This window comes from Herbiconiux sp. VKM Ac-1786 (assembly GCF_015350805.1).
Classification (GTDB): domain Bacteria; phylum Actinomycetota; class Actinomycetes; order Actinomycetales; family Microbacteriaceae; genus Herbiconiux.
On the sequence record NZ_JADKSG010000002.1, the window covers coordinates 653732 to 676295 of the forward strand.

A 22564-nucleotide genomic window follows, 5' to 3' on the forward strand; every position below is an offset into this window, starting at 1 on the left:
GATCGGCAGGAGCCTCCGGCGGACGGCCGGGCCCGTGCCGGAGTGCTACTTGGAGAGCTTGTCGCCCGCGTCGGAGATGGCGTCGCGCAGCTCGGCCTCGCGCTCGCGGTAGCCGTCGACGAGCGAGTCGCCGAACTCCTTGGTCTTGCGGTCGAGCTCGGAGAAGAACTCCTTGCCGCTCTTGGTCTGGTTCACCTGGTGGGCGACGGCGAAACCGACGCCGATGCCGATGACGAGCCACAGGATCTTCTTCATTGCGTTCTCCTCGTTCGTTCCGGGCGCGCGACGGCGCCCGTTCAAGCCTCCGTCAAGACTATCGCTTGGACTTCTTGGGCTTCTTCGTCGTCTTCGTGGTCTTCGAGGTCTTCGAGCCGGAGACGACGTCGTCGGCCTCCTTCGCGGCGCGGAGGCTGGTCAGGCCGGCGCGCACCGCGGCGCTGAAGCCCGCGAGGCGGATCAGCGGGCCGCCGACGGAGGCCGCGAACAGCGCGACGAGCGACGTGACGTTGCCCGTCACCTCCTCGACGTTGCGGGTGATGACGTCGACCCGGGCGAGCTGCTTGTTCGCCTCCTGCACTGTGACGGTCGACTCGGCGAGGATCGGCGTGATGCCGTCGCTGACGTCCTTGATGGAGTCGCGGGTCTGGTCGAACACGCCGCCGAGCTTCAGCAGGGGCACGGCGATCAGGCCGACCAGCACGGCGAACACTCCGGCGGCGATCAGGCCTGCGATATCTCCACCGGTCACGGTGACTCCTTCAGGAAAGCGACCCGGGCGGGGCCGGATACGACGAGAGCGGGCCACCCTGTGGGCGACCCGCTCTCTAGTATGTCGTGACTCGTGCTGCTAGCGGCCCGAGTAGTACTCGACCACGAGCTGGACCTCGCAGGTCACGGGGACCTGCGCGCGCTTCGGGCGGGCGACGAGGCGCGCCTGGAGCTTGTCGAGCTCGACCTCGAGGTAGGCCGGGGTCTTCGGGAGCAGGTCGATGTGACCACCGGCGGCGGCGACCTGGAAGGGCTCGGTGCCCTCGGAGCGCTGCTTGACGTGGATCATCTGGCCCGGCTTCACGCGGAACGAGGGACGGTCGACGAGCTGGCCGTCGACGAGGATGTGACGGTGCACGACCATCTGACGGGCCTGCGCGGTGGTGCGGGCGAAGCCGGCACGCAGCACGAGGGCGTCGAGGCGCATCTCGAGGAGCTCGACCAGGTTCTCACCGGTCAGGCCCTTCGCGCGGCGGGCCTCTTCGAAGGCGATGGTCAGCTGCTTCTCGCGGATGCCGTACTGGGCGCGCAGACGCTGCTTCTCGCGCAGACGGACGGCGTAGTCGCTGTCCTGCTTGCGCTTGGTGCGGCCGTGCTCACCGGGAGCGTAGGGGCGCTTCTCGAGGTACTTGGCCGCCTTCGGGGTGAGGGGGATGCCGAGCGCCCGGGAGAGGCGGGTCTTGCTGCGCGTACGCGACTTGGTAGCCACTTACGTCCTTTCGTGAAAATTCTGAATAGTTGGGATGGTGTGCGCCGTTGCGCGCGTCGATGACTGCACCAGTCGCATACCGCGACAATAGATTCAGAGGGTGTCGCCGGGCGGTTCGGCTAAAGAACGCGGCCCCGTCATCGAACATCGATCGGCAGCCGCTCCGAAATGACGCTGATTAGGCGTCTACGAGAATAGCACAGCGGATGCCGTCAGCCCGGCGTTCCCCGCGTGATGTCGCGGAGTTTCGCGAGCCGCGCCGAGACCTCCCGCTCGTGACCGTGGTCGGTGGGGTCGTAGTAGACCTTCCCGGTCAGTTCGTCGGGCAGGTACTGCTGCCTGACGACCCCCACGTCGCTGTCGTGCGGGTACTTGTAGCCCTTGCCGTGGCCGAGCCGCTTGGCGCCGGCGTAGTGCGCATCGCGCAGGTGCTTGGGCACCCGCCCGAAGTTGCCGGCCTTGACGTCGGCGATGGCCGCGTTGATGCCCAGATAAGCCGCGTTCGACTTCGGTGCGGTGGCGAGGTAGACCACCGCCTCGGCGAGCGGCAGCCGTCCCTCGGGCATGCCGATCATCTGCACGGCCTCGGCCGCGGCCACCGCGATCGGCAGCGCCTGCGGGTCGGCGATGCCGATGTCTTCCGCGGCGAGGATGATGACCCGCCGCGCGATGAACCGCGGGTCCTCCCCCGCCTCGAACATGCGGGCGAGGTAGTGCAGCGAGGCGTCGACGTCGCTGCCCCGCACCGACTTGATGAAGGCGCTGATCACGTCGTAGTGCTCGTCGCCGTTGCGGTCGTAGCGCAGGAGCGCCCGGTCGACCGACTGCTCGAGCACCTCGGGGGTGATGACGGGCAGCGGATGCTCGTCGTCCTCCTCCTCGTCCTCGTCATCGTCATCGTCCTCGTCGCCGTCGTGGCCCGCGGCTCCCGCACCCTCCGCGGCCGCCAGCGCCGTGCCGGCCGACGCCTCGAGCGCCGTGAGGGCACGGCGGGCGTCACCCGAGGCCATGCGGATGATGGCGGCGCGCGCCTCGTGGTCGAGCTCGACCGTGCCGGCGAGGCCCCGCGCATCCGTCACCGCACGATCGATCAGCACACCGAGGTCGTCGTCGGTGAGCTGCTCGAGGGTGAGCAGCAGGGAGCGCGACAGCAGCGGTGAGATGACGGAGAAGGAGGGGTTCTCGGTCGTGGCCGCGACCAGGATGACCCACCCGTTCTCGACGCCGGGCAGCAGCGCGTCTTGCTGGGCCTTGGTGAAGCGATGGATCTCGTCGAGGAAGAGCACGGTCGACAGGCCGTAGAGGTCGCGGTTGCGGAACGCGTCCTCCATCACCTGCCGGACGTCTTTCACGCCGGCGGTGACGGCCGAGAGCTCGACGAACTTGCGGCCCGAGGAGTGGGCGATGGCCTGCGCGAGCGTGGTCTTGCCCGTGCCGGGCGGCCCCCAGAGGATGACCGACACGGAACCCGCCGCACCGGTGCGGTCGGTGGCGAGATTGACGAGGGGGGAACCGGGCCGCAGGAGGTGGCGCTGACCGGCCACTTCGTCGAGGCTTCTGGGGCGCATGCGCACCGCAAGGGGGACCGCCCCGGAGTGGAGTCCCGGTTGCTGAAGAGCCATGCGTCTAGGGTACTGTGATGGGCCGACAGCGCCCGGCGGATCGATGACACTGGAGGACCTGTGGCACCCAGCAACCAGGAGCGTGCTGCTCGTGAGGCCCGCACCCGTCTGCGCGAGTACCAGGCTCGGCAGCAGGCGCACACCGAGCGCATCCGCCGCCGCACCCGCGACAACGTGATCGCGGCCGTCGTGGTGGTCGTGCTGATCGCCGGGGTGACCGCCGCGCAGCTGTTCTACTTCAGCGGCGGCCCGGGCGCCCCCGCGGCTTCGTCGGCCCCCACCTCGACGCCGGCCGCCACCGACGCGCCGGACGACGCCGCCGAGGGCCAGAACACCGGCGACGTGCCCGCCTCGAGCATCGCCGAGGGCCGCGACTGGACCGGCACGATGACGATCAACGACGTCCCGCTGGGCATCACGCTCGACGGCGCCGCTGCCCCGCAGGCCGTCTCGGCCTTCATCTCGCAGGCGCAGTCGGGCTTCTTCACCGGCACCTCCTGCCACCGCCTCACCACGAGCGGCATCTTCGTGCTGCAGTGCGGCGACCCGACCGGCACCGGAACCGGCGGCCCCGGCTACGAGTACGGCCCGGTCGAGAACGCCCCCGCCGACGACGTCTACCCCGCCGGCACGCTCGCCATGGCCCGGCAGGGCGGCAACGGCTACAGCATGGGCAGCCAGTTCTTCATCGTCTACGACGACTCGACGATCCCCTCCGACGCCGCGGGCGGCTACACCGTGCTCGGGCAGATCACCTCGGGGCTGGATCAGCTCGACTCGTCGGTGATCGCCGCCGGTGCCGTCGACGGTGCGCCCGACGGCAAGCCCGCCGCGGCGGCCGTCATCACCGACGTCACCGTCCAGTAGCCCACCACGGCCGGTGCTCGGGGCGTCCCGTGCTCTAGGCTTGTGGCCGTACTCCAGACATCGTCGACAGGATGGTTCCGTGACCGATTCAGATCAGCACCCGTGGGGGCGAGTCGACGACGACGGCTCCGTCTACGTCCGTGAGGCCGAGGGCGAGCGTCTCGTCGGCCAGTACCCCGATGGCAGCAAAGAAGAAGCGATCGCTTATTTCGAGCGCAAGTTCTCCGACCTCGCCGGGCAGGTGACGCTGCTCGAGCAGCGCGCCAAGCGCGGCGCCCCGGCGGCCGACATCGCGAAGACCGTCAAGTCGCTGTCGGCCTCGGTCGCCTCGGCCAACGCCGTCGGCGACCTCGCTGCCCTGCAGAAGCGCGTCGAGGCGCTGAAGTCGACGGTCTCGGAGATCACCGAGAAGCAGTCGGCCGAAGACAAGGCGCTGGTCGACCAGGCCATCGTCGACCGCACCGCGATCGTGGTCGAGATGGAGACCCTCGCGGGTCACGACCCGGCCAAGGCGCAGTGGAAGAACGTCACCGCCCAGATCGACGAGCTCTTCGGCCGCTGGCAGAAGCATCAGCAGGAGGGCCCGCGGCTCCCCCGCGCCGAGGCCGGCGAGCTGTGGAAGCGGTTCCGTGAGGCCCGCACCTCGCTCGAGACGCAGCGCAAGGCGTTCTTCGCCGAGCTCGACCAGGTGCACCGCGACGCGCGCACGCGCAAGCAGGCGCTCGTCGAGCAGGCCGAGGCCCTCGAGGCGCGCGGCTCCGACGGCATCCCCGCCTACCGCGACCTGCTCGCGCAGTGGAAGGCCACCGGCCGCGCCGGCAAGAAGTACGACGACGCGCTGTGGGACAGGTTCAAGGCCGCCGGTGACGTGCTCTACTCCGCCCGCAGCGAGGTCGTCGCCCGCGACGAGACCGAGTTCGGTGAGAACCTCACCGCGAAGCTCGCGCTGCTCGAGGAGGCGGAGCCGCTGCTGAAGGAGACCGACCGCACCAAGGCGCGCGAGGCCCTCATCTCGATCCAGCGTCGCTGGGACGAGATCGGGAAGGTGCCCCGCGATCAGGTCAAGCCCGTCGAGGATCGCCTGCGCCGTGTCGAGGCCGCCGTGCGCAAGCTCGACGAGGAGCACTGGAGCCGCAACAACCCCGAGAAGAAGGCCCGCAGCGAAGGCCTCGCCTCGCAGCTGACCGGCGCCATCGACAAGCTGCAGCGCGAGATCGACGACGCGAAGTCGGCGGGCGACACGAAGAAGGTCGCCGAGCTGCAGGAGGCGCTCGACGCGCGCAAGGTCTGGCTCGACGCCCTGGGCTGATCTCCTCCTCCACCGGCACGAAGGCCGGGTCGTTCATCCACAGATTCCGGATGCGCGACCCGGCCTTTCCCGTCTCCTGGCACCATCGGGGCATGCCACCCTCGCTGCCCTTCCTCCTCGGCCCCGCCGAACTTCCGCTGGCCGAACTCCACGCCGCACGCCTCGACGGCGAGCTCGTCGGAGTCGGCGACCGCTTCTCGCCCCCCGACATCGCGCGAACGGTCGACGTGCGCGGAGCGCGCGAGTTGCGGGCGCTCGCCCTGTTCCCCCGGCTGCCCGCCGGCCTCGTCGTCGAGCGGCGCACCGCCGCGTGGCTGCACGGGGCCTGGGCGGCGCCGCCCGCGCCGCTCGAGCTGTGCGTGCGGAGCGATCACCGGGTGCGCGTGAGCCCCGACGTCGCGTGGACGTTGCGTCAGGCCGTGCTCCCGCCCGACGAGCTGGTCGTCGTGCGCGGGGTGCTGGCCACCTCGCCGCTCCGCACCGCGCTCGACCTGCTGCGGCTCCCGCCCGACGGAGCCTTCGACGGCCGGCACCGGAGCGCGGTGGTCACGCTCCTGCTGATGGGGCCCCGCGGGCGCGCCGAGGCCGAAGCCGTCCTCGACCGCTCACCTCACCTGCCGCACAAGCAGCGGGCGCTCGACCGCCTCCACGCTCTGGAGCGCCTCGTGCCCACCTGAGCGGGGTCGCCGCGCCCGCCGCCGCGAGCTCGAGCGGTCGGTGACCCCGCGAAGTCGGCTCAGCCGCCGCTGACGCGGTAGACGTCGTAGACGGCGTCGATGCGGCGCACGGCGTTCAGCACCCGGTCGAGGTGGGTGGTGTCCCCCATCTCGAACACGAAGCGGCTGATCGCCAGGCGATCGCTCGAGGTGTTCACGGAGGCCGAGAGGATGTTGACGTGATGCTCCGACAGCACCCGAGTCACGTCCGAGAGCAGCCCCGAACGGTCGAGGGCCTCGACCTGGATCTGCACCAGGAAGACGCTTTTGGACGACGGCGCCCACTCGATGTCGATCATGCGCTCGGGCTCGTTCAGCAGCGACGCCACGTTGTGGCAGTCCGACTGGTGCACCGAGACACCGGAACCGCGCGTCACGAAGCCGACGATCGGGTCGCCCGGCACCGGGGTGCAGCACTTGGCGAGCTTCACGAGGATGTCGGGAGCCCCGCGCACGAGCACGCCGGAGTCGCTGTGCGTCACGCGCGGCCGGTTGCCGACGAAGACGTCGACGTCGGAGTCGTCGCTCTCGACCTCGGTCTGCAGCGACGCCAGCACCTTCTCGATCACCGACTGCGTCGAGATGTGACCCTCGCCGATGGCCGCGTACAGGCCCGAGACGTTGTCGTAGTGCAGCTGCGACGCCACGTCGGCGATGGAGTCCTGGCTCATCAGCTTCTGCAGCGGCAGGTTCTGCTTGCGCATCGCCCGGGCGATCGCGTCGCGCCCCTGTTCGATGGCCTCGTCGCGCCGCTCCTTCGTGAACCACTGGCGGATCTTGTTGCGCGCCCGGGGGCTCTGCACGAAGGTCAGCCAGTCCTGCGAGGGCCCGGAGTCGGGGTTCTTCGAGGTGAACACCTCGACCACGTCACCCGATCCGAGCGTCGAGTCCAGCGGCACGAGCCGCCCGTTCACCTTGGCGCCCATGGTGCGGTGCCCCACCTCGGTGTGCACGGCGTAGGCGAAGTCGACGGGGGTCGCCCCGGCGGGCAGGCCGATCACCTTGCCCTTCGGGGTGAAGACGTAGACCTCCTTCGCCCCGATCTCGAAGCGCAGCGAGTCGAGGAACTCCCCCGGGTCGACGGTCTCGGCCTGCCAGTCGCTGATGCGGGCGAGCCACGCCATGTCGGTGTCGGGCATGCCGGCGGGGGCGGTGGAGGACGACTTGCCGCCGTTCACCCGCTCCTTGTACTTCCAGTGCGCCGCGACACCGAACTCGGCGCGCTGGTGCATCTCGGTGGTGCGGATCTGGATCTCGACGGGCCGCCCGCCCGGGCCGATCACCGTGGTGTGCAGCGACTGGTACAGGTTGAACTTCGGCGTCGCGATGTAGTCCTTGAACCGGCCGGGGATCGGGTTCCAGCGCGCGTGGATCGATCCGAGCACCGCGTAGCAGTCCCGCACCGTGTTCACGAGCACGCGGATGCCCACCAGGTCGTAGATCTCGTCGAACTCGCGGCCGCGCACGATCATCTTCTGGTAGATCGAGTAGTACTGCTTCGGACGCCCGACGACCTTGCCGCGGATCTTGCCCGACTTGAGGTCGTCGCCGACCGCGTCGATGACCTGCTGCACGTACTCCTCGCGCTGCGGGGTGCGCTGGCGCACGAGGTTCTCGATCTCGACGTAGAGCTTGGGATACAGCACGGCGAACGAGAGGTCCTCCAGCTCCCACTTGATCGACTGGATGCCCAGCCGGTGCGCCAGCGGGGCGTAGATCTCGAGCGTCTCCTTGGCCTTCCGGGCCGCCGACTCGGCGGGCACGAAGCCCCAGGTGCGCGCGTTGTGCAGCCGGTCACAGAGCTTGATGATGAGCACGCGGATGTCGCGGGACATCGCCACGATCATCTTGCGCACCGTCTCGGCCTGGGCGCTGTCGCCGTACTTGACCTTGTCGAGCTTCGTCACGCCGTCGACGAGCATGGCGACCTCGTCGCCGAAGTCGTGGCGCAGCATGTCGAGGGAGTACTCGGTGTCCTCCACCGTGTCGTGCAGCAGGGCGGCCGCGACGGCCTTCGAGCCGAGACCGAGCTCGGCGAGGATCTGGGCGACCGCGATCGGGTGCGTGATGTAGGGCTCGCCGCTGCGGCGCTTCTGGCCGTCGTGCGCCTTCTCGGCGGTCGCGTAGGCGCGCTCGAGGATCGTGAGGTCGGCCTTCGGGTGGTTCGTGCGCACCGTTCGGAGCAGCTCGTCCACCGCCCCGGCCGGCTGGGCGCGGGAGAACAGGCGCGGAACGAGACGTCGCAGCGCCGCGGTCGAGGTGGTGCTCGTCTCGGTCATATCAGGCCTCCACGTCGATTATCCCCCAGCGCGGAGGGCCGGACGCACGCTCGCCCCCGGCGCGATTGCGCCGAGGGCGAGCAGGAGCGGGACGACGTCAGGCCGAGGCGGTCGCGTCCGAGGCGACGGCGGTCTTCGCCGCGCGCTCCCGGTCGGTCTCGACGCGGGCGTCGTGCTTGCGCATCTTCGGCTCCTTCTGCCGGAACTGCACGTACAGCGGCGCCGCCACGAAGATCGTGGAGTAGGTGCCGACGATGATGCCGATCAGCAGGGCGAGCGAGATGTCGCGGAGCGTGGAGGCGCCGAGCACGAACGACCCGATGATGAGGATCGACGCCACCGGCAGGGCCGCCACGATCGAGGTGTTGATCGAGCGCACCAGCGTCTGGTTGATCGCCAGGTTCACCATCTCGGGGAACGTCTGGGTACCGCGCTCGTTCATGCCCGCCGTGTTCTCGCGGATCTTGTCGAACACCACCACCGTGTCGTAGAGCGAGTAGCCGAGGATCGTCAGGAAGCCGATCACCGCCGCCGGCGTGATCTCGAGCCCGATGAGCCCGTAGACGCCCGCCGTGATCACGAGGTCGTGCAGCAGCGCGATCAGCGCCGCGGCCGCCATCTTCCAGGTGCGGAAGTACAGCGCCATGAACACGGCGACCAGCACGAGGAAGATCACGAGGCCGCGGATGGCCTGGGTCGTGATGTCCTGCCCCCAGGTCGCACCGATGAACGACGTGGTGACGTCGTCGGCCGGCACACCGTAGGCGGTGGCCAGGGCATCCTGAACCGTGGACGTCTGGGTCTTGTCGAGCTCGTCGGTCTGCACGCGCACCGAGTCGCCGCCGAGGGTGCTGACGCGCGGGTTCACACCCGGGGCGGCGTCGTTCACCGCATCCGTCGCCAGCGTCTGGTCCATGCTCGAGACCTGCGACACGGTGAACTCCGAGCCGCCGCGGAACTCGATGCCGAACTCGTAGCCGCCGCGCAGCCACGGGCCGATCAGGGCGATCAGCACGAGCACCGCCGAGACGATGTACCAGATGCGGCGGCGACCGACGAAGTCGATCGAGCGCTTGCCCGAGTAGAGGTCGTTTCCGAATTGGGAGAAGCTGGCCATCAGGAGTTCTTCCCCTCGTCGGTCGTACGGGTCGAGGCGGCGCCGGTGCCGCTCGAGGCGAGCTCGGCCGCCTTGCGCTCGGCGATCGTCTGGCGCTTCACGGCCTCACGGCTGGAGGAGCCCTTCTTCGCGGCGGTGACGCTCGCCGCCGGGGCGCGGAACTGCGCCCGGCCGCGGTAGACGGCGCCGAGGGCCCGCGGGTCGAGACCCGAGAGCTTGTGGCCGTCGCGGAAGAACGGCAGCTCGGCGAGCAGCGTCATGAGCGGATGCGTGAACAGCATCACCACGACGATGTCGACGATGGTCGTCAGCCCCAGCGTGAACGCGAAGCCGCGCACGTTGCCGACGGCCAGCACGTAGAGCACCGCGGCGGCGAGGAAGTTCACCGCGTCGGAGGCGGTGATCGTGCGGATCGCGCGCTTCCAGCCGGCCTGCACCGAGGAGTTCAGGGCCCGGCCGTCGCGCAGCTCGTCGCGTATTCGCTCGAAGTACACGATGAACGAGTCGGCCGTGATGCCGATCGCGACGATCAGACCCGCGACGCCGGCGAGCGACAGGCGGAAGTCGATGCGCCACGACATCAGCGTGACCAGGAGGTAGGTCAGCGCGGCCGCCACGACGAGCGAGGCGATGGTGACCGTGCCGAGCAGGCGGTACTGCAGCAGCGAGTAGATCACCACGAGGATGAGCCCGATCGCGCCGGCGATCAGCCCCGAGAGCAGCTGGGTCGAGCCGAGCGTGGCCGAGATGGCCTCGGACGACTGCGTCGTGAAGCCGATCGGCAGGGCGCCGAACTTCAGCTGGTCGGCCAGGGTCTGGGCCGAGTCCTGCGTGAACGAGCCCGAGATCTGCGCCTTGCCGTCGGTGAACGCGCCGCCCGTGGTGGGGGCCGTGATCACCTTCCCGTCGAGCACGATGGCGAACTGGTTCTGCACGCCCTGCAGGCCGAACAGGCGGGTCGTGACGTCGGCGAACTTCGCGGTGCCGGCGTCGTTGAACGAGATGTCGACGACCCACTGACCGGTCGAGGCGCCCTGCTGCGTGGTGGCCACTCCGGCGGAGGCGTCGGCGATGTCGGCACCCTCGATCTCGACGGGGCCGAGCAGGTACTTCACCCCGTTGTCGTCGCAGGTGACGAGCGGCTGGTCGGCGGGCGCCTGGCCCGCGTCCTCAGCGGCCTCGGACGCGCAGTCGAAGCTGTCGAACTGGGCCTGCAGCGCCGGCGTCACGTAGGCCAGGTCGCTGCCGTTCGTGGGCGTCGCGGTGGGAACCGTCGACAGGCTCGGGTCGGGCGAGGCGCTCGGCGAGGTCGACGCCGACGGCGTGGCCACGCCGGCCAGCAGCACGGCGCGGAAGTCGAGCTTCGCCGAGGACTCGATGCGGTTCAGCGTGGCGTCGTCGGGCTGACCCGGGATCGACACCACCACGTTGCGCGCGCCCTGGGTGGTCACCTCGGCCTCGGAGACGCCACTGGCGTCGACGCGCTGCCGGATGATCGACACCGCCTGGTCGAGCTGCTCGGCGGAGACCTCCTGACCCGATTCGAGCTTGGGGGTCAGGATGATCTGGGTGCCGCCCTCGAGGTCGAGGGCGAGCTTCGGGGTCCATGTGGCCGTGCTGAACAGCACGCCTCCGGCGATCGTTCCGATCAGGACTGCGAAGATCACTCCGAGCCAGATCAGCGTCTTCCACGCCTTCTTCACGGCGGTCGATTGTGCCACCAGTTACTCAGCTTTCTGTACGCTCGAGCGCCATCGCGACGAGCGTGAGTCAGAGGTCGGACGAGTTGCTACTCGTCGCCCTTCTTGTCGGACTTTGCGGCGGAGTCGGGGGCATCCGTGGTGCGGGTGGTGGGGCCGTCGAGAAGCGGGGTCGCGCTCGCGTCGGCGTCGTCGAGGCGCTCGCCATAGGCGGGCTCGCCGTCGAGGGCGACCGTCTCGTCGTCGATCGGCGCCAGGGGCGACGGGGTGACGACGCGGGTGACCGTCTGGCGGTGCACCTTCAGCACGGTGCCGGGGGTGGTCTCGAGGAGGACCTGGTTCTCCTCGTCGTCCATCTCGAGCACGGTGCCGTACACGCCGAAGTTCGTCATGACCTCGGCGCCCACCGCCACCTTGCTCTGCAGCTCCTGGGCCTCGCGCTGGCGCTTGCGGCTGTTGCGGAACATGAAGATCACCAGGACGGCCAGAACGACCAGCATGACGATAGTTAACGGATCGAATGCCATGAAAAACGGCGCCTTCCAGATGGTGGGGGTTGTTGAGCGAGGAACAGCTTAGGGTGCTGTTCCTGGAGACCAGCTTGAATTATAGGTCATCGCCGAAAAGGGCAGCGGAATCGCGTTCCATCCCGAAGTGGGCCCAGCCCGACTTCGTGGCGATCCGGCCACGCGGAGTGCGCGAGATCAGGCCGATCCGCACGAGGAACGGCTCGACGACTGCCTCGATGGTCTCGCCCTCCTCGCCGACCGAGACGGCCAGCGTGTTCAGGCCGACCGGCCCGCCGTCGAAGCGCTGCAGGATGGTGGTCATCACCGCCCGGTCGAGCCGGTCGAGGCCGAGCTCGTCGACGTCGTAGAGCTCGAGGGCGGCGCGCACGGCCGAGAGCGTCGCCCCGGTTCCGGCCACCAGGGCGAAGTCCCGCACCCGGCGCAGCAGGCGGTTCGCGATGCGGGGCGTGCCGCGCGAGCGCGACGCGATCTCGCGCAGCGACTCCTCCTCGATCTCGACGCCGAGCAGGGCCGCCGCACGGTGCAGCACCCGCACGAGCTCCTCGGTCTCGTAGAACTCCAGGTGGGCCGTGAAGCCGAAGCGGTCGCGCAGGGGGTTCGGCAGCAGCCCCGAGCGGGTGGTCGCGCCGACCAGCGTGAACGGGGCGAGGTCGAGCGGGATGCTCGTCGCGCCCGCCCCTTTGCCCACCATGATGTCGATGCGGAAGTCCTCCATCGCGAGGTAGAGCATCTCCTCGGCGGAGCGCGCCATCCGGTGGATCTCGTCGATGAAGAGCACCTCGCCCGGCACGAGCGAGGACAGCACGGCCGCGAGGTCGCCGGCGTGCTGGATGGCCGGGCCGCTCGTCATGCGCAGCGGCCGGCCGGTCTCGTGCGCCACGATCATCGCGAGGGTGGTCTTGCCGAGCCCCGGGGGGCCCGCGAGCAGGATGTGGTCGGGGGTGCGGTCCTGCATGGCGGCCGCGTCGAGCAGCAGCTGGAGCTGGCCGCGCACCTTGCGCTGCCCCACGAACTCCGCGAGCGACTTCGGGCGCAGCGCGCCCTCGAAGGCGACCTCCGCGTCGCCCTCGACCTCGGGGTTCACGACCTCGTTGCCGTCGAAGCCGGGCGTCATCGCGCTCCCCCGGTGTTCTTGGCCGGGCCGAGCACCGCGAGGGCGAGCCGCAAAAGGGTCTGCACGTTGCCGGCATCGACCGCGGAGGCGCTCTCGAGCACCTCGTCGAGGGCCGCGGTGGCGCTTCGCTCGGGGTAGCCGAGGCCCACCAGGGCGCGCTCGACGTTGCCGCGGACGACGGGCGAGGTGCCCGCGGCGGGCTCCTCCGGCGCGGGGGCGTGACGCAGGGCGAGCTTGCCGGCGAGCGAGACGACGATGAGCTTCGCCGTCTTCGGGCCGATGCCCGAGACCTTGCGGAAGACCGCGTCGTCCTCGCGGGCCACGGCCGACGCGACCTCGGACGGCGTCACCTCGGCGAGCACACCGAGCGCCGATTTCGGGCCCACGCCCGTCACGCCGACGAGCGCCGAGAAGATCTCGAGCGAGTCCTGATCGGGGAAGCCGAACAGCGACAGGCTGTCCTCCCGCACGATCAGGGTCGTCAGCACGGTCGTCTCCGACCCGGTGCGGAGGCTGAGGGCGTGCCGCGGTGTGACGGCCACCGAGAAGCCGACACCGCCCACGTCGATGACGGCGGTACCGCCCGAGAGGGAGAGCACGGTGCCGCGCAAGGCAGAGATCATCAGGCCAGCCTACGGGCGGCCACCCGCGACGTCGTCCCTTGCTCGGCGGCGCGCCATGCCAGCTGGGCCGGCGTGAGACCGGGGGCTCCGGATGCGGTGACCGGCCCCGTGGGAGGCAGCCGCCAGGCGTGGCAGATCGCCAGGGCCAGCGCATCCGCCGCATCGGCCGGACGCGGGATCTCGGCGAGCTTCAGCACCTTCGCCACCATCGTGCCGACCTGCTTCTTGTCGGCCTGCCCGTAGCCGGTGATGGCGGCCTTCACCTCGGAGGGGGTGTGCAGCCCGACCGGCAGCGACCGCCGGGCGGCCGCGAGCAGCGCGATGCCGCTCACCTGCGCGGTGCCCATCACGGTGCGCACGTTGTGCTGGGCGAACACGCGCTCCACCGCGAGGTGGTCGGGCCGGTGCTCGTCGAGCACCGCCTCGATGCCGGCGGCGACCGCCAGCAGGCGCAGCTCGAGCGGCATCTCGGGCGGGGTCTGGATGACGGAGACGTGCACGAGCACGGCCGTGCGGGTCGACGAGACGTCGACGACCCCCACACCGCAGCGGGTCAGCCCGGGGTCGATGCCCAGCACTCTCATGCCACACCCCTCATGCGGAAGCCCTCCGACCGCCCGGGACCACCCGGATCAGTCGGACTCGTCCTCGAGCTCGGCCTGCACCTCGGGCGTCAGGTCCATGTTCGTGTAGATGTTCTGCACGTCGTCGGAGTCCTCCAGACCGTCGATCAGTCGGAACACCTTGCGAGCGGTCTCGGCGTCGGCCTCGACCTGCAGGCTCGCGACGAACTCGACGTCGGCCGAGTCGTAGTCGATACCGGCCTCCTGGAGCGCGGTGCGCGCGGCGACCATGTGCGACGGGTCGGTGAGCACCTCGAAGCTCTCGCCCCGGTCGGTGACCTCCTCGGCCCCGGCGTCGAGCACGGCCATCAGCACGTCGTCCTCGGAGAGCTCGCCGGCGTGGGCGACGGTGATGACACCCTTGCGGCTGAAGTTGTAGGCCACGCTGCCGGGGTCGGCCATGGTGCCGCCGTTGCGGGTCATCGCGGTGCGCACGTCGGCCGCGGCGCGGTTCTTGTTGTCGGTGAGGCACTCGATCAGAAGGGCGATGCCGTTCGGGCCGTAGCCCTCGTACATGATCGTCTGGTAGTCGATGACCTCACCGGTGAGGCCGGCGCCGCGCTTGATGGCGCGGTCGATGTTGTCGTTCGGCACCGAGGTCTTCTTGGCCTTCTGCACCGCGTCGACGAGGGTGGGGTTGCCCGACATGTCGGCACCGCCGATCTTGGCGGCCACCTCGATGTTCTTGATGAGCTTCGCGAACGACTTGGCACGGCGCGCGTCGATGACGGCCTTCTTGTGCTTGGTGGTCGCCCATTTAGAGTGTCCGGACACGAAAATCTCCTTCGGAAGTCGGTGACAAGTCTACGCGAGGGCGCGCTCAGCCGCGGGAGGACCGCGCGGCGACCTTGTCGAGGAAGTACTGGTGGAAGCGGTAGTCGGCCGTCATCTCGGGGTGGAACGAGGTGCCGACGAGGGCGCCCTGCTCCACCGCGACGACGGTGCCGTCGGCCAGGGTGGCGAGCGCGCGCGCCTCGGGCCCCAGCTCGGCGACCACCGGTGCGCGGATGAAGACCGCGTGCATCGGCGGCTCCCCCAGCACGGGCACGTCGAGCTCGGCCTCGAACGACTCGGTCTGCGACCCGAAGGCGTTGCGGCGCACCGCGACGTCAAGCCCGCCGAGGCTCTGCTGACCCCGGATGCCGTCGAGCACGCGGTCGGCCAGCATGATCAGGCCGGCACACGTGCCGTAGACGGGCAGGCCCTCCCCGATGCGGCGCTTCAGCGTCTCGGCCACGCCGAAGGCGCGGGAGAGCTTGTCCATCACGCTCGACTCGCCGCCCGGGATGACGAGGCCGGAGACGAGCTCGACCTCCTCCGGACGACGCACCGGGACGGCCTCCGCGCCCAGACCGCGCAGCACGGCGAGGTGCTCGCGGAAGTCGCCCTGCAGGGCGAGCACCCCGACCGGCGGCGTGCTACCAGCCACGCTCGGCGAGGCGGTGCGGGGCGGGGACGTCGGCGACGTTGATGCCGACCATCGCCTCACCGAGACCGCGGGACACCTCGGCGATGACGCTCGGGTCGTCGTAGAAGGTGGTGGCCTTCACGACGGCCGCGGCGCGCGCCGCCGGGTTGCCCGACTTGAAGATGCCGGAGCCGACGAACACACCGTCGGCGCCGAGCTGCATCATCATGGCCGCGTCGGCCGGGGTGGCCACGCCGCCGGCGGTGAAGAGCACGACCGGCAGCTGACCGGTCTCGGCGACCTCGGCCACGAGGTCGTAGGGCGCCTGGAGCTCCTTGGCCGCGACGTACAGCTCGTCCTTCGACAGGCTCGAGAGGCGGGCGATCTCCTGCTTGATGGTGCGGATGTGCTTGGTCGCCTCGGAGACGTCGCCGGTGCCGGCCTCGCCCTTCGAGCGGATCATCGCCGCGCCCTCGGTGATGCGGCGGAGCGCCTCACCCAGGTTGGTGGCACCGCAGACGAACGGGATGGTGAAGTTCCACTTGTCGATGTGGTTGACGTAGTCGGCGGGGCTCAGCACCTCGGACTCGTCGATGTAGTCGACGTTCAGCGCCTGCAGGACCTGCGCCTCGACGAAGTGACCGATGCGGGCCTTCGCCATGACGGGGATGGACACCTCGGCGATGATCGACTCGATCAGGTCGGGGTCGCTCATGCGGGCGACGCCGCCCTGGGAGCGGATGTCGGCGGGGACGCGCTCGAGCGCCATGACGGCGACGGCTCCCGCGTCTTCGGCGATGCGGGCCTGCTCGGCGGTCACGACGTCCATGATGACGCCGCCCTTCAGCATCTCGGCGAGGCCTCGCTTGACGCGGCTCGAGCCGAGCTGGTGGTTGGTGGTGTCGCTCATCATGTCCTTTCGGGAAGCAGGAGAATCCTACCGTGCAGCGGGGGCGGGCCAGGCCGCCTGGATCATCGCGCGCACGTCGCCGAGCAGCTGCGGCAGCGCCTTCGTGCGGGCGATGATCGGGAAGAAGTTCGCGTCGGAGGCCCAACGCGGCACGATGTGCTGGTGCAGGTGCCCGGCGACGCCGGCACCGGCGACCCGGCCCTGGTTCATGCCGATGTTGAAGCCGTCGCAGTGCGACACGGCCGTGAGCACGCGCATGGCCGTCTGCGTGAGGCTCGCGATCTCGGCGACCTCGGCATCCGTCGCCAGGTCGTACGTCGACACGTGCCGGTAGGGGCAGACCAGCAGGTGGCCGGAGTTGTAGGGGAAGAGGTTCAGCAGCACGTAGGCGTGCTCGCCGCGGGCGACGATCAGCCCCTCCTCGTCGGAGAGCGTGGGCGCCCGGTCGAACGGGCACTCGTCGACGTGCGGCTGGGGGCCGCCCTCGATGTAGACCATGCGGTGCGGGGTCCAGAGGCGCTGGAACGCGTCGGGCACGCCTGCGAACTCGGCCGAGCCCTCGAGCTCCACGCCGTCGACCGGCTCGTGCTCCATCAGAGCTGGCCGGCGGTGGTGACCTGGAGGTGCTTCTCGACGCTGGCGACGATGCGCTCGATCGCCTCGTCGGCGCCCACGCCGTTCTCCTGCGAGCCGTCGCGGAAGCGGAAGCTCACCGAGCCGGCCGCCACGTCCTCGCCGCCGGCGATGAGCAGCACGGGCACCTTGTCTTTGGTGTGCGTGCGGATCTTCTTCTGCATGCGGTCGCCCGAGTCGTCGAGCTGCGCACGGATGCCGCGCTTCTTCAGCCGCCGGATCACCTCGGCGAGGTAGTCGGCGTGGTCGTCGGAGATCGGGATGCCCACCACCTGCACCGGCGCGAGCCACACCGGGAACGCCCCGGCGTAGTGCTCGAGCAGGATGGCGAAGAAGCGCTCGATCGAACCGAGCAGCGCGCGGTGGATCATCACGGGCTGCTGGCGCGAGCCGTCGGGTGCGGTGTACTCGAGCTCGAACAGCTCGGGCTGGTTGAAGTCGAGCTGGATGGTCGACAGCTGCCAGGTGCGGCCGATGGCATCGCGCGCCTGCACCGAGATCTTCGGGCCGTAGAACGCCGCTCCCCCGGGGTCGGGCACGAGCTCGAGCCCGGAGGCCAGGGCGACCTCGCGGAGCGTCTCGGTCGCGGTCTCCCACATCTCGTCGGTGCCCACCGACTTCTCGGGGTCGCGGGTCGAGAGCTCCAGGTAGAAGTCGTCGAGGCCGTAGCCTCGCAGCACCTCGAGCATGAAGTCGATCTGGCGGGTGAGCTCCTCGCGCACCTCGCCCGGCGCGACGTAGATGTGCGCGTCGTCCTGGGTGAGGCCGCGCACGCGGGTGAGGCCCGAGAGCGTTCCGCTCTTCTCGTAGCGGTACACCGTGCCGAACTCGGCTAGGCGCAGCGGCAGCTCGCGGTAGCTGCGGCCGCGCGCGCGGAACACCAGGTTGTGCATCGGGCAGTTCATCGGCTTCAGGTAGTAGTCCTGGCCCTGGCGGGTGATGTTGCCGTCGGCGTCCTGCTCCTCGTCGAGGTGCATCGCAGGGAACATGCCCTCCTTGTACCAGTGCAGGTGCTGGCTGGTCTCGAACAGGTGCGCCTTGGTGATGTGCGGGGTGTTCACGAGCTCGTAGTCGTTCGCGACGAGCTGCCGGCGCAGGTAGTCCTCGATCTCGGAGCGGATGATGCCGCCCTTCGGGTGGAAGACGGCGAGGCCCGAGCCGATCTCGTCGGGGAACGAGAACAGGTCGAGCTCGGCGCCGAGCTTGCGGTGGTCGCGCTTCGCGGCCTCCTCGAGACGGGTCTGGTAGGCGCGCAGCTCGTCCTTCGTGGGCCAGGCGGTGCCGTAGACGCGCTGCAGCTGCTTGTTCTTCTCGGAACCGCGCCAGTAGGCCGCCGCGAGGCGGGTGAGCGCGAAGCCGTTGCCGATCATCCGCGTGCTCGGCAGGTGCGGGCCGCGGCAGAGGTCCTTCCAGACGGTCTCGCCGGTCTTGGGGTCGACGTTGTCGTAGATGGTGAGCTCGGCGCCGCCGACCTCGACCGACTCGTTGTCGCCGTTCAGCTCGTCGTCGCCGGCCGCCCCGTCGGAGCCGCCCTTCAGGCCGATCAGCTCGAGCTTGTACGGCTCGTCCGCCAGCTCGGCGCGCGCCTCGTCCTCGGTGACGACGCGGCGCACGAAGCGCTGGCCGGCACGCACGATGCGCTCCATGCCCTTCTCGATCGCCTTGAGGTCGTCGGGGGTGAAGGGCTCGGCGACGTCGAAGTCGTAGTAGAAGCCGTCGGTGACGGGCGGGCCGATGCCGAGCTTCGCCTCGGGGTTGATGGCCTGCACGGCCTGCGCAGCCACGTGGGCGGCGGAGTGGCGCAGGATGGCCAGGCCGTCGGGGCTGTCGATCGTCACGGGCTCGACGGTGTCGTCGTCTCCCACGGTCGTGGCGAGGTCTTTCAGCTCTCCGTTGACGCGCAGGGCCACGACGGCCCGGTCGGTGAAGAGGTCGAATCCAGTTGCCACGCTCGCATGCTCCCTAGCTGTCGGTGCAGAACGAACCAACTCTACCGGCGCTCGGGCGTGCCCTCGGCCTTCCGGGCCCGGCGCCGAGCGCGCACGTCCTTCGCCGTCGCGTAGGCCTTCTTCGCCGCGGCGTTCGCCTTCGTGCTGGCGCGCTTCGCCGGCTCGAACTCGGTGCCGAGCAGGGCGAGCCCGCCGACGGCCACGAGGGCGCCCGGGCCGGGCAGCGGGATCATCACGACGCCGAGCGCGACGGTGCCGGCCCCCACCACGCCGACGCCGGTGCGGTAGACGCGGTTCACGCGCGGGTTGCGGCGGATGAGCTCACGAGCCCTGCCGGCGGCGACGCGAGCGGTTCCGGGGGTGCGTTCATCGGTCATGCCGAGACGCTAGCCCGAGGGGCTGGGAGATCAGTCCCAGTCGAGGTAGTCCTCGATGGCCCAGGAGGTGGCGCCGACGTGGGTGGCCGGGAAGCGGTGGCCGCCGCCCTCGATCGGCACCACGCTGACGAGCCCGGGCGCGGCCGCGCGGAGCGCCTCGCCGTTGGCGGGCGGGGTGACCTCGTCGGCGTCGCCCTGGATGACGAGCATCGGGATGCCCTCGGCGGGCGCCGGGAGGTCGTCGCCGGCCTCGACACCGAACAACAGCACGCCGTCGACGTGGTCGTGCCGGCGGTGGGCGATGTGCCGGGCGGCGGAGCCGCCGAAGCCGTGGCCGCCGATCCAGGCGGCGGGGAGCTCGAGCTGGTCGAGCAGGTCCTCGACGTCCTGCGCCGCCGTGACCGCGTCGGGAGCCTCGGCGCCGGCGCGATGGCCGATCAGCACGACCCGGAAGTCCTCCTCGACGAGCGAGTGCGCGAGCGGGGCCAGGTAGCCGAGCTCCTCGCCGCGCTCGGCGACGATGACGACGGCCGGGCCCACGCCCTCGTCGGAGAAGGGGATCGCCCGCGCATCCGCGTCGAAGATCTGGGTGTCGGCCATGTCGGGAGTCCTTTCGAGGGCGAACGGGCTGCAGAACGGGAAAAACCCCCGGCTGACCGTGAATCAACGCGGGCCGAGGGTTTTCGTTGTGGGCGATACTGGGATCGAACCAGTGACCTCTTCCGTGTCAGGGAAGCGCGCTACCGCTGCGCCAATCGCCCAGTGGAGACAGGCTCCTCTGGTGGTGGAGTGGAGGTGGCGACGGGATTTGAACCCGTGTGGACGGCTTTGCAGGCCGCTGCCTCGCCTCTCGGCCACGCCACCCAGTTCGTGCACTGCGATCGCTCCGGATGAACCGGAGCTCTCACAACCGAGTAACTTCACTCGAGCGGATGACGAGATTCGAACTCGCGACCCTCACCTTGGCAAGGTGATGCGCTACCACTGCGCCACATCCGCATTTCGTTCAGCATTCCTGCGAACGGATTAGACACTAGCCGACTCTTTCGGCGATTGCCAAATCGTCACCGGAACAGCGTGTCGCGCCCCCGGGTGTTCACGAGCACCCCGTTTCGTCCGCTACTATCGATAACCGCGGGCGATTGGCGCAGTTGGTAGCGCGCTTCCTTCACACGGAAGAGGTCATCGGTTCGAGTCCGGTATCGCCCACCAGAAACCTCCGCATCACAATATGCTCGCGGCATGATCCGCTCGTTCCTCGAAGGCGTCGGCCTCTTCGGCCGCGGCCTCGGCACCTGGCTCACCCGCCCCCGCCTGATGCTCCTCGGCGCGATCCCCGCGGCCATCGTCGGTGCGGTCTACGTGACCGGCATCGTGCTGCTGGTGATCAACTCCCCCGCGATCGCCGACTGGGCGACGCCCTTCGCCGACGACTGGGACGAGCCGTGGCGCGAGATCACCCGCGCCGCCGCCTCGCTCGCCCTCGTCGGCCTCGCCGTGCTGCTCGTGGTGCTCACCTTCACCGCCATCACCCTGGCCGTCGGAGACCCGTTCTACGAGCGCATCTGGCGCGCCACCGAGGAGACCCTGGGCGACGCCCCCGGGGAGCCCGCCGGCGGATTCTGGGGGCAGCTGGCCCGCGGCATCCTCAACGCCCTGAGGCTGCTGCTGCTCGCGCTCGGCATCGGCGTGCTGCTGTTCGCGGTCGGGCTGATCCCCGTGGTCGGCCAGGTCGCCGGGCCGGTGCTGGGCGCCCTGTTCGGCGGCTGGGTCCTCGCCCTCGAACTCACCGGCTTCGCCTTCGACGCCCGCGACATCCCCCTGAGAGAGCGGCGACGGATGCTCGGCCGCCGCCGCGCGCGCACCCTCGGCTTCGGCGTCGCCGCCTACCTCGTGTTCCTTGTCCCGCTCGGTGCCGTCGTCGCGATGCCCGCGGCGGTCGTCGGCGCCACCCGCCTGGCCCGCGCCGCGAACGCCGAAGCGGGGCGCCACCCGGAGGTGACGCCCCGCTCAGACGGTGCTGCAGGAGAGACGGATCAGACGGTCTCGAGGGCGTAGCCCTCTTCACCGTGCACCGTGGTGTCCACGCCGGCGACCTCGTCCTCGTTCTTGATGCGGAAGCCCATCGTCTTCTGAATGATCCAGCCGATGATGAAGGCCATCACGAAGGAGTAGACCAGTACCACGAAGGCGGCGGCGAACTGCTTCCAGAGCTGCTCGAGCGAGCCGGTGTCGAGCAGGCCGATGCCGGCGCCGAAGATGCCGATGTAGAGCGTGCCGATCAGGCCGCCGACGAGGTGGATGCCCACGACGTCGAGCGAGTCGTCGAAGCCGAGCTTGAACTTCAGCTCGATGGCCAGGGCGCAGACGGCACCGGCGAGCACGCCGAGCACGATCGCCCAGCCCGGGGTGAGGATGTTGCAGGCCGGGGTGATGGCGACGAGACCCGCGACGGCGCCGGAGGCGGCACCGATCGAGGTGGGCTTGCCGTCCTTGATCTTCTCGACGATCAGCCAGCCGATGATGGCGGCGGCGGGAGCGGCGAGGGTGTTGATCCAGGCGATGGCGGCGACGCCGTCGACCGCGGCCTCGGAGCCGGCGTTGAAGCCGAACCAGCCGAACCAGAGCAGCGAGGCGCCGAGCAGGGTCAGCGGCACGTTGTGCGGCTTCTGGATGCCCTTCTGGAAGCCGACGCGCTTGCCCAGCACCAGGGCGAGGGCGAGGGCCGCCGCACCGGCGTTGATGTGCACCGCGGTGCCACCGGCGAAGTCGTTGACGCCCCAGACGGGCGCCCAGCCCTCGGCGAGGTTGAAGACCATGAAGGCGACGGGGAAGTAGACGACGGTCACCCAGACACCGGCGAAGACCATCCAGGCGCCGAACTTCGCGCGGTCCGCGATGGCTCCCGAGATCAGCGCGACGGTGATGATCGCGAACGTCGCCTGGAAGCCGGCGAAGGCGAGGCCGGCGAGGTCGGGGCTCATCGCGCCCGACTCGTCGATGCCGAGGAGGCTGCCGAGGCCGATCGAGCCGTCGAAGGGGTTTCCGAGGATTCCGGGGATCAACGGGGTGCCGAAGGCCATGCCGTAGCCGTAGAGCACCCAGAGGACGCCCACGAGGCCCATTGCTCCGAAGCTCATCATCATCATCGAGATGACGGACTTCGCCTTGACCATGCCGCCGTAGAAGAACGCGACACCAGGGGTCATGAGGAGCACGAGGGCGGCTGCAACGAGCAACCACAACGAGTTCAGGTTGCCGGTTACTTCTTCCATATGAATGGTTACCTCTCTATAACGTGCTGGGCGGG

Annotated in this window: 23 protein-coding genes and 4 tRNA genes; 5 read left to right on the forward strand and 22 right to left on the reverse strand. The window is 69.8% G+C overall.

From position 1 onward, the window contains the following. Positions 1-45: 45 nt before the first annotated feature. From ITJ64_RS14025 to ITJ64_RS14040, 4 genes are all read right to left on the reverse strand, one after another. Positions 46-255, reverse strand: a complete 210-nt coding sequence (locus tag ITJ64_RS14025) for a hypothetical protein (protein ID WP_194681372.1) — start codon at positions 253-255, stop codon at positions 46-48. A gap of 58 nt (positions 256-313) precedes the next feature. Then, positions 314-748: a DUF948 domain-containing protein gene (locus ITJ64_RS14030; protein ID WP_194681373.1), complete on the reverse strand. Its 435-nt coding sequence runs from the start codon at positions 746-748 to the stop codon at positions 314-316. Between the two features lie 99 nt (positions 749-847). Beyond that, complete coding sequence (gene rpsD, locus ITJ64_RS14035) at positions 848-1477, reverse strand: 30S ribosomal protein S4 (protein WP_173181055.1); 630 nt, start codon at positions 1475-1477, stop codon at positions 848-850. Positions 1478-1689: 212 nt separating this feature from the next. Then, positions 1690-3099 carry a replication-associated recombination protein A gene (locus tag ITJ64_RS14040; protein WP_194681374.1) on the reverse strand — a complete coding sequence of 470 codons (1410 nt, stop codon included), beginning with the start codon at positions 3097-3099 and terminating at the stop codon, positions 1690-1692. Positions 3100-3159: 60 nt separating this feature from the next. Here ITJ64_RS14040 and ITJ64_RS18970 point away from each other — a divergent pair, with 60 nt between their 5' ends. The 3 genes from ITJ64_RS18970 (at position 3160) to ITJ64_RS14055 (ending at position 5952) form a co-directional block, all read left to right on the forward strand. After that, positions 3160-3966, forward strand: a complete 807-nt coding sequence (locus ITJ64_RS18970) for a peptidylprolyl isomerase (RefSeq protein WP_370545192.1) — start codon at positions 3160-3162, stop codon at positions 3964-3966. Between the two features lie 79 nt (positions 3967-4045). Next, positions 4046-5275 (forward strand): DUF349 domain-containing protein, encoded by a 1230-nt coding sequence (locus ITJ64_RS14050; protein ID WP_194681375.1) that lies wholly within the window; start codon positions 4046-4048, stop codon positions 5273-5275. A gap of 92 nt (positions 5276-5367) precedes the next feature. Continuing rightward, complete coding sequence (locus tag ITJ64_RS14055; protein WP_194681376.1) at positions 5368-5952, forward strand: hypothetical protein; 585 nt, start codon at positions 5368-5370, stop codon at positions 5950-5952. Positions 5953-6011: 59 nt separating this feature from the next. Here the strand turns inward: ITJ64_RS14055 and ITJ64_RS14060 are convergent, their stop codons facing one another. From ITJ64_RS14060 to ITJ64_RS14140, 17 genes are all read right to left on the reverse strand, one after another. After that, positions 6012-8270: a bifunctional (p)ppGpp synthetase/guanosine-3',5'-bis(diphosphate) 3'-pyrophosphohydrolase gene (locus ITJ64_RS14060; RefSeq protein WP_194681377.1), complete on the reverse strand. Its 2259-nt coding sequence runs from the start codon at positions 8268-8270 to the stop codon at positions 6012-6014. Positions 8271-8367: 97 nt separating this feature from the next. Continuing rightward, the gene (gene secF, locus ITJ64_RS14065; protein WP_194681378.1) at positions 8368-9387 is read right to left on the reverse strand and encodes a protein translocase subunit SecF; all 1020 of its coding nucleotides are present in this window, start codon (positions 9385-9387) and stop codon (positions 8368-8370) included. Beyond that, entirely contained in the window at positions 9387-11108 is a 1722-nt protein-coding gene (secD, locus tag ITJ64_RS14070; protein WP_194681379.1) for a protein translocase subunit SecD, read from the reverse strand. The genes secF and secD overlap by 1 nt, the downstream gene beginning before the upstream one ends. 68 nt (positions 11109-11176) lie before the next feature. Continuing rightward, positions 11177-11614 (reverse strand): preprotein translocase subunit YajC, encoded by a 438-nt coding sequence (yajC, locus tag ITJ64_RS18975; RefSeq protein WP_228508679.1) that lies wholly within the window; start codon positions 11612-11614, stop codon positions 11177-11179. Between the two features lie 79 nt (positions 11615-11693). After that, complete coding sequence (ruvB, locus tag ITJ64_RS14080) at positions 11694-12731, reverse strand: Holliday junction branch migration DNA helicase RuvB (protein WP_194681380.1); 1038 nt, start codon at positions 12729-12731, stop codon at positions 11694-11696. Continuing rightward, positions 12728-13354: a Holliday junction branch migration protein RuvA gene (gene ruvA, locus ITJ64_RS14085; RefSeq protein WP_194681381.1), complete on the reverse strand. Its 627-nt coding sequence runs from the start codon at positions 13352-13354 to the stop codon at positions 12728-12730. The genes ruvB and ruvA overlap by 4 nt, the downstream gene beginning before the upstream one ends. After that, positions 13354-13938: a crossover junction endodeoxyribonuclease RuvC gene (gene ruvC / locus ITJ64_RS14090; protein WP_194681382.1), complete on the reverse strand. Its 585-nt coding sequence runs from the start codon at positions 13936-13938 to the stop codon at positions 13354-13356. The genes ruvA and ruvC overlap by 1 nt, the downstream gene beginning before the upstream one ends. Before the next feature lie 48 nt (positions 13939-13986). Next, positions 13987-14751: a YebC/PmpR family DNA-binding transcriptional regulator gene (locus ITJ64_RS14095; RefSeq protein WP_194681383.1), complete on the reverse strand. Its 765-nt coding sequence runs from the start codon at positions 14749-14751 to the stop codon at positions 13987-13989. Positions 14752-14797: 46 nt separating this feature from the next. Continuing rightward, positions 14798-15406, reverse strand: a complete 609-nt coding sequence (gene pdxT, locus ITJ64_RS14100; protein WP_194681384.1) for a pyridoxal 5'-phosphate synthase glutaminase subunit PdxT — start codon at positions 15404-15406, stop codon at positions 14798-14800. Then, positions 15396-16295, reverse strand: a complete 900-nt coding sequence (gene pdxS / locus ITJ64_RS14105) for a pyridoxal 5'-phosphate synthase lyase subunit PdxS (RefSeq protein ID WP_194681385.1) — start codon at positions 16293-16295, stop codon at positions 15396-15398. The genes pdxT and pdxS overlap by 11 nt, the downstream gene beginning before the upstream one ends. Positions 16296-16322: 27 nt before the next feature. Beyond that, positions 16323-16889: an HIT domain-containing protein gene (locus ITJ64_RS14110; RefSeq protein WP_194681386.1), complete on the reverse strand. Its 567-nt coding sequence runs from the start codon at positions 16887-16889 to the stop codon at positions 16323-16325. Next, a complete protein-coding gene (gene thrS, locus ITJ64_RS14115; RefSeq protein WP_370545193.1) occupies positions 16889-18877 on the reverse strand; it encodes a threonine--tRNA ligase in 1989 nt (662 codons plus the stop codon). The genes ITJ64_RS14110 and thrS overlap by 1 nt, the downstream gene beginning before the upstream one ends. 41 nt (positions 18878-18918) lie before the next feature. Beyond that, positions 18919-19254: a PGPGW domain-containing protein gene (locus ITJ64_RS14120; RefSeq protein WP_194681388.1), complete on the reverse strand. Its 336-nt coding sequence runs from the start codon at positions 19252-19254 to the stop codon at positions 18919-18921. Between the two features lie 30 nt (positions 19255-19284). Next, complete coding sequence (locus ITJ64_RS14125; protein ID WP_194681389.1) at positions 19285-19854, reverse strand: alpha/beta hydrolase; 570 nt, start codon at positions 19852-19854, stop codon at positions 19285-19287. Between the two features lie 89 nt (positions 19855-19943). Continuing rightward, positions 19944-20015: transfer RNA gene (locus tag ITJ64_RS14130), tRNA-Val, on the reverse strand. A 29-nt stretch (positions 20016-20044) separates the two neighbouring features. Next, a tRNA-Cys gene (locus ITJ64_RS14135) sits at positions 20045-20118 on the reverse strand. A 63-nt stretch (positions 20119-20181) separates the two neighbouring features. Beyond that, a tRNA-Gly gene (locus tag ITJ64_RS14140) sits at positions 20182-20253 on the reverse strand. A gap of 137 nt (positions 20254-20390) precedes the next feature. Between ITJ64_RS14140 and ITJ64_RS14145 the strand changes: the two genes are divergently transcribed. Together ITJ64_RS14145 and ITJ64_RS14150 are read left to right on the forward strand one after the other, a co-directional pair. Then, positions 20391-20466 (forward strand) — tRNA-Val (locus tag ITJ64_RS14145). Positions 20467-20496: 30 nt separating this feature from the next. Beyond that, complete coding sequence (locus ITJ64_RS14150) at positions 20497-21312, forward strand: EI24 domain-containing protein (RefSeq protein ID WP_194681390.1); 816 nt, start codon at positions 20497-20499, stop codon at positions 21310-21312. Here ITJ64_RS14150 and ITJ64_RS14155 read toward each other — a convergent pair. Continuing rightward, complete coding sequence (locus ITJ64_RS14155; protein ID WP_194681391.1) at positions 21291-22529, reverse strand: ammonium transporter; 1239 nt, start codon at positions 22527-22529, stop codon at positions 21291-21293. The two genes, ITJ64_RS14150 and ITJ64_RS14155, sit on opposite strands and share 22 nt — an antisense overlap. Positions 22530-22564 lie beyond the last annotated feature (35 nt).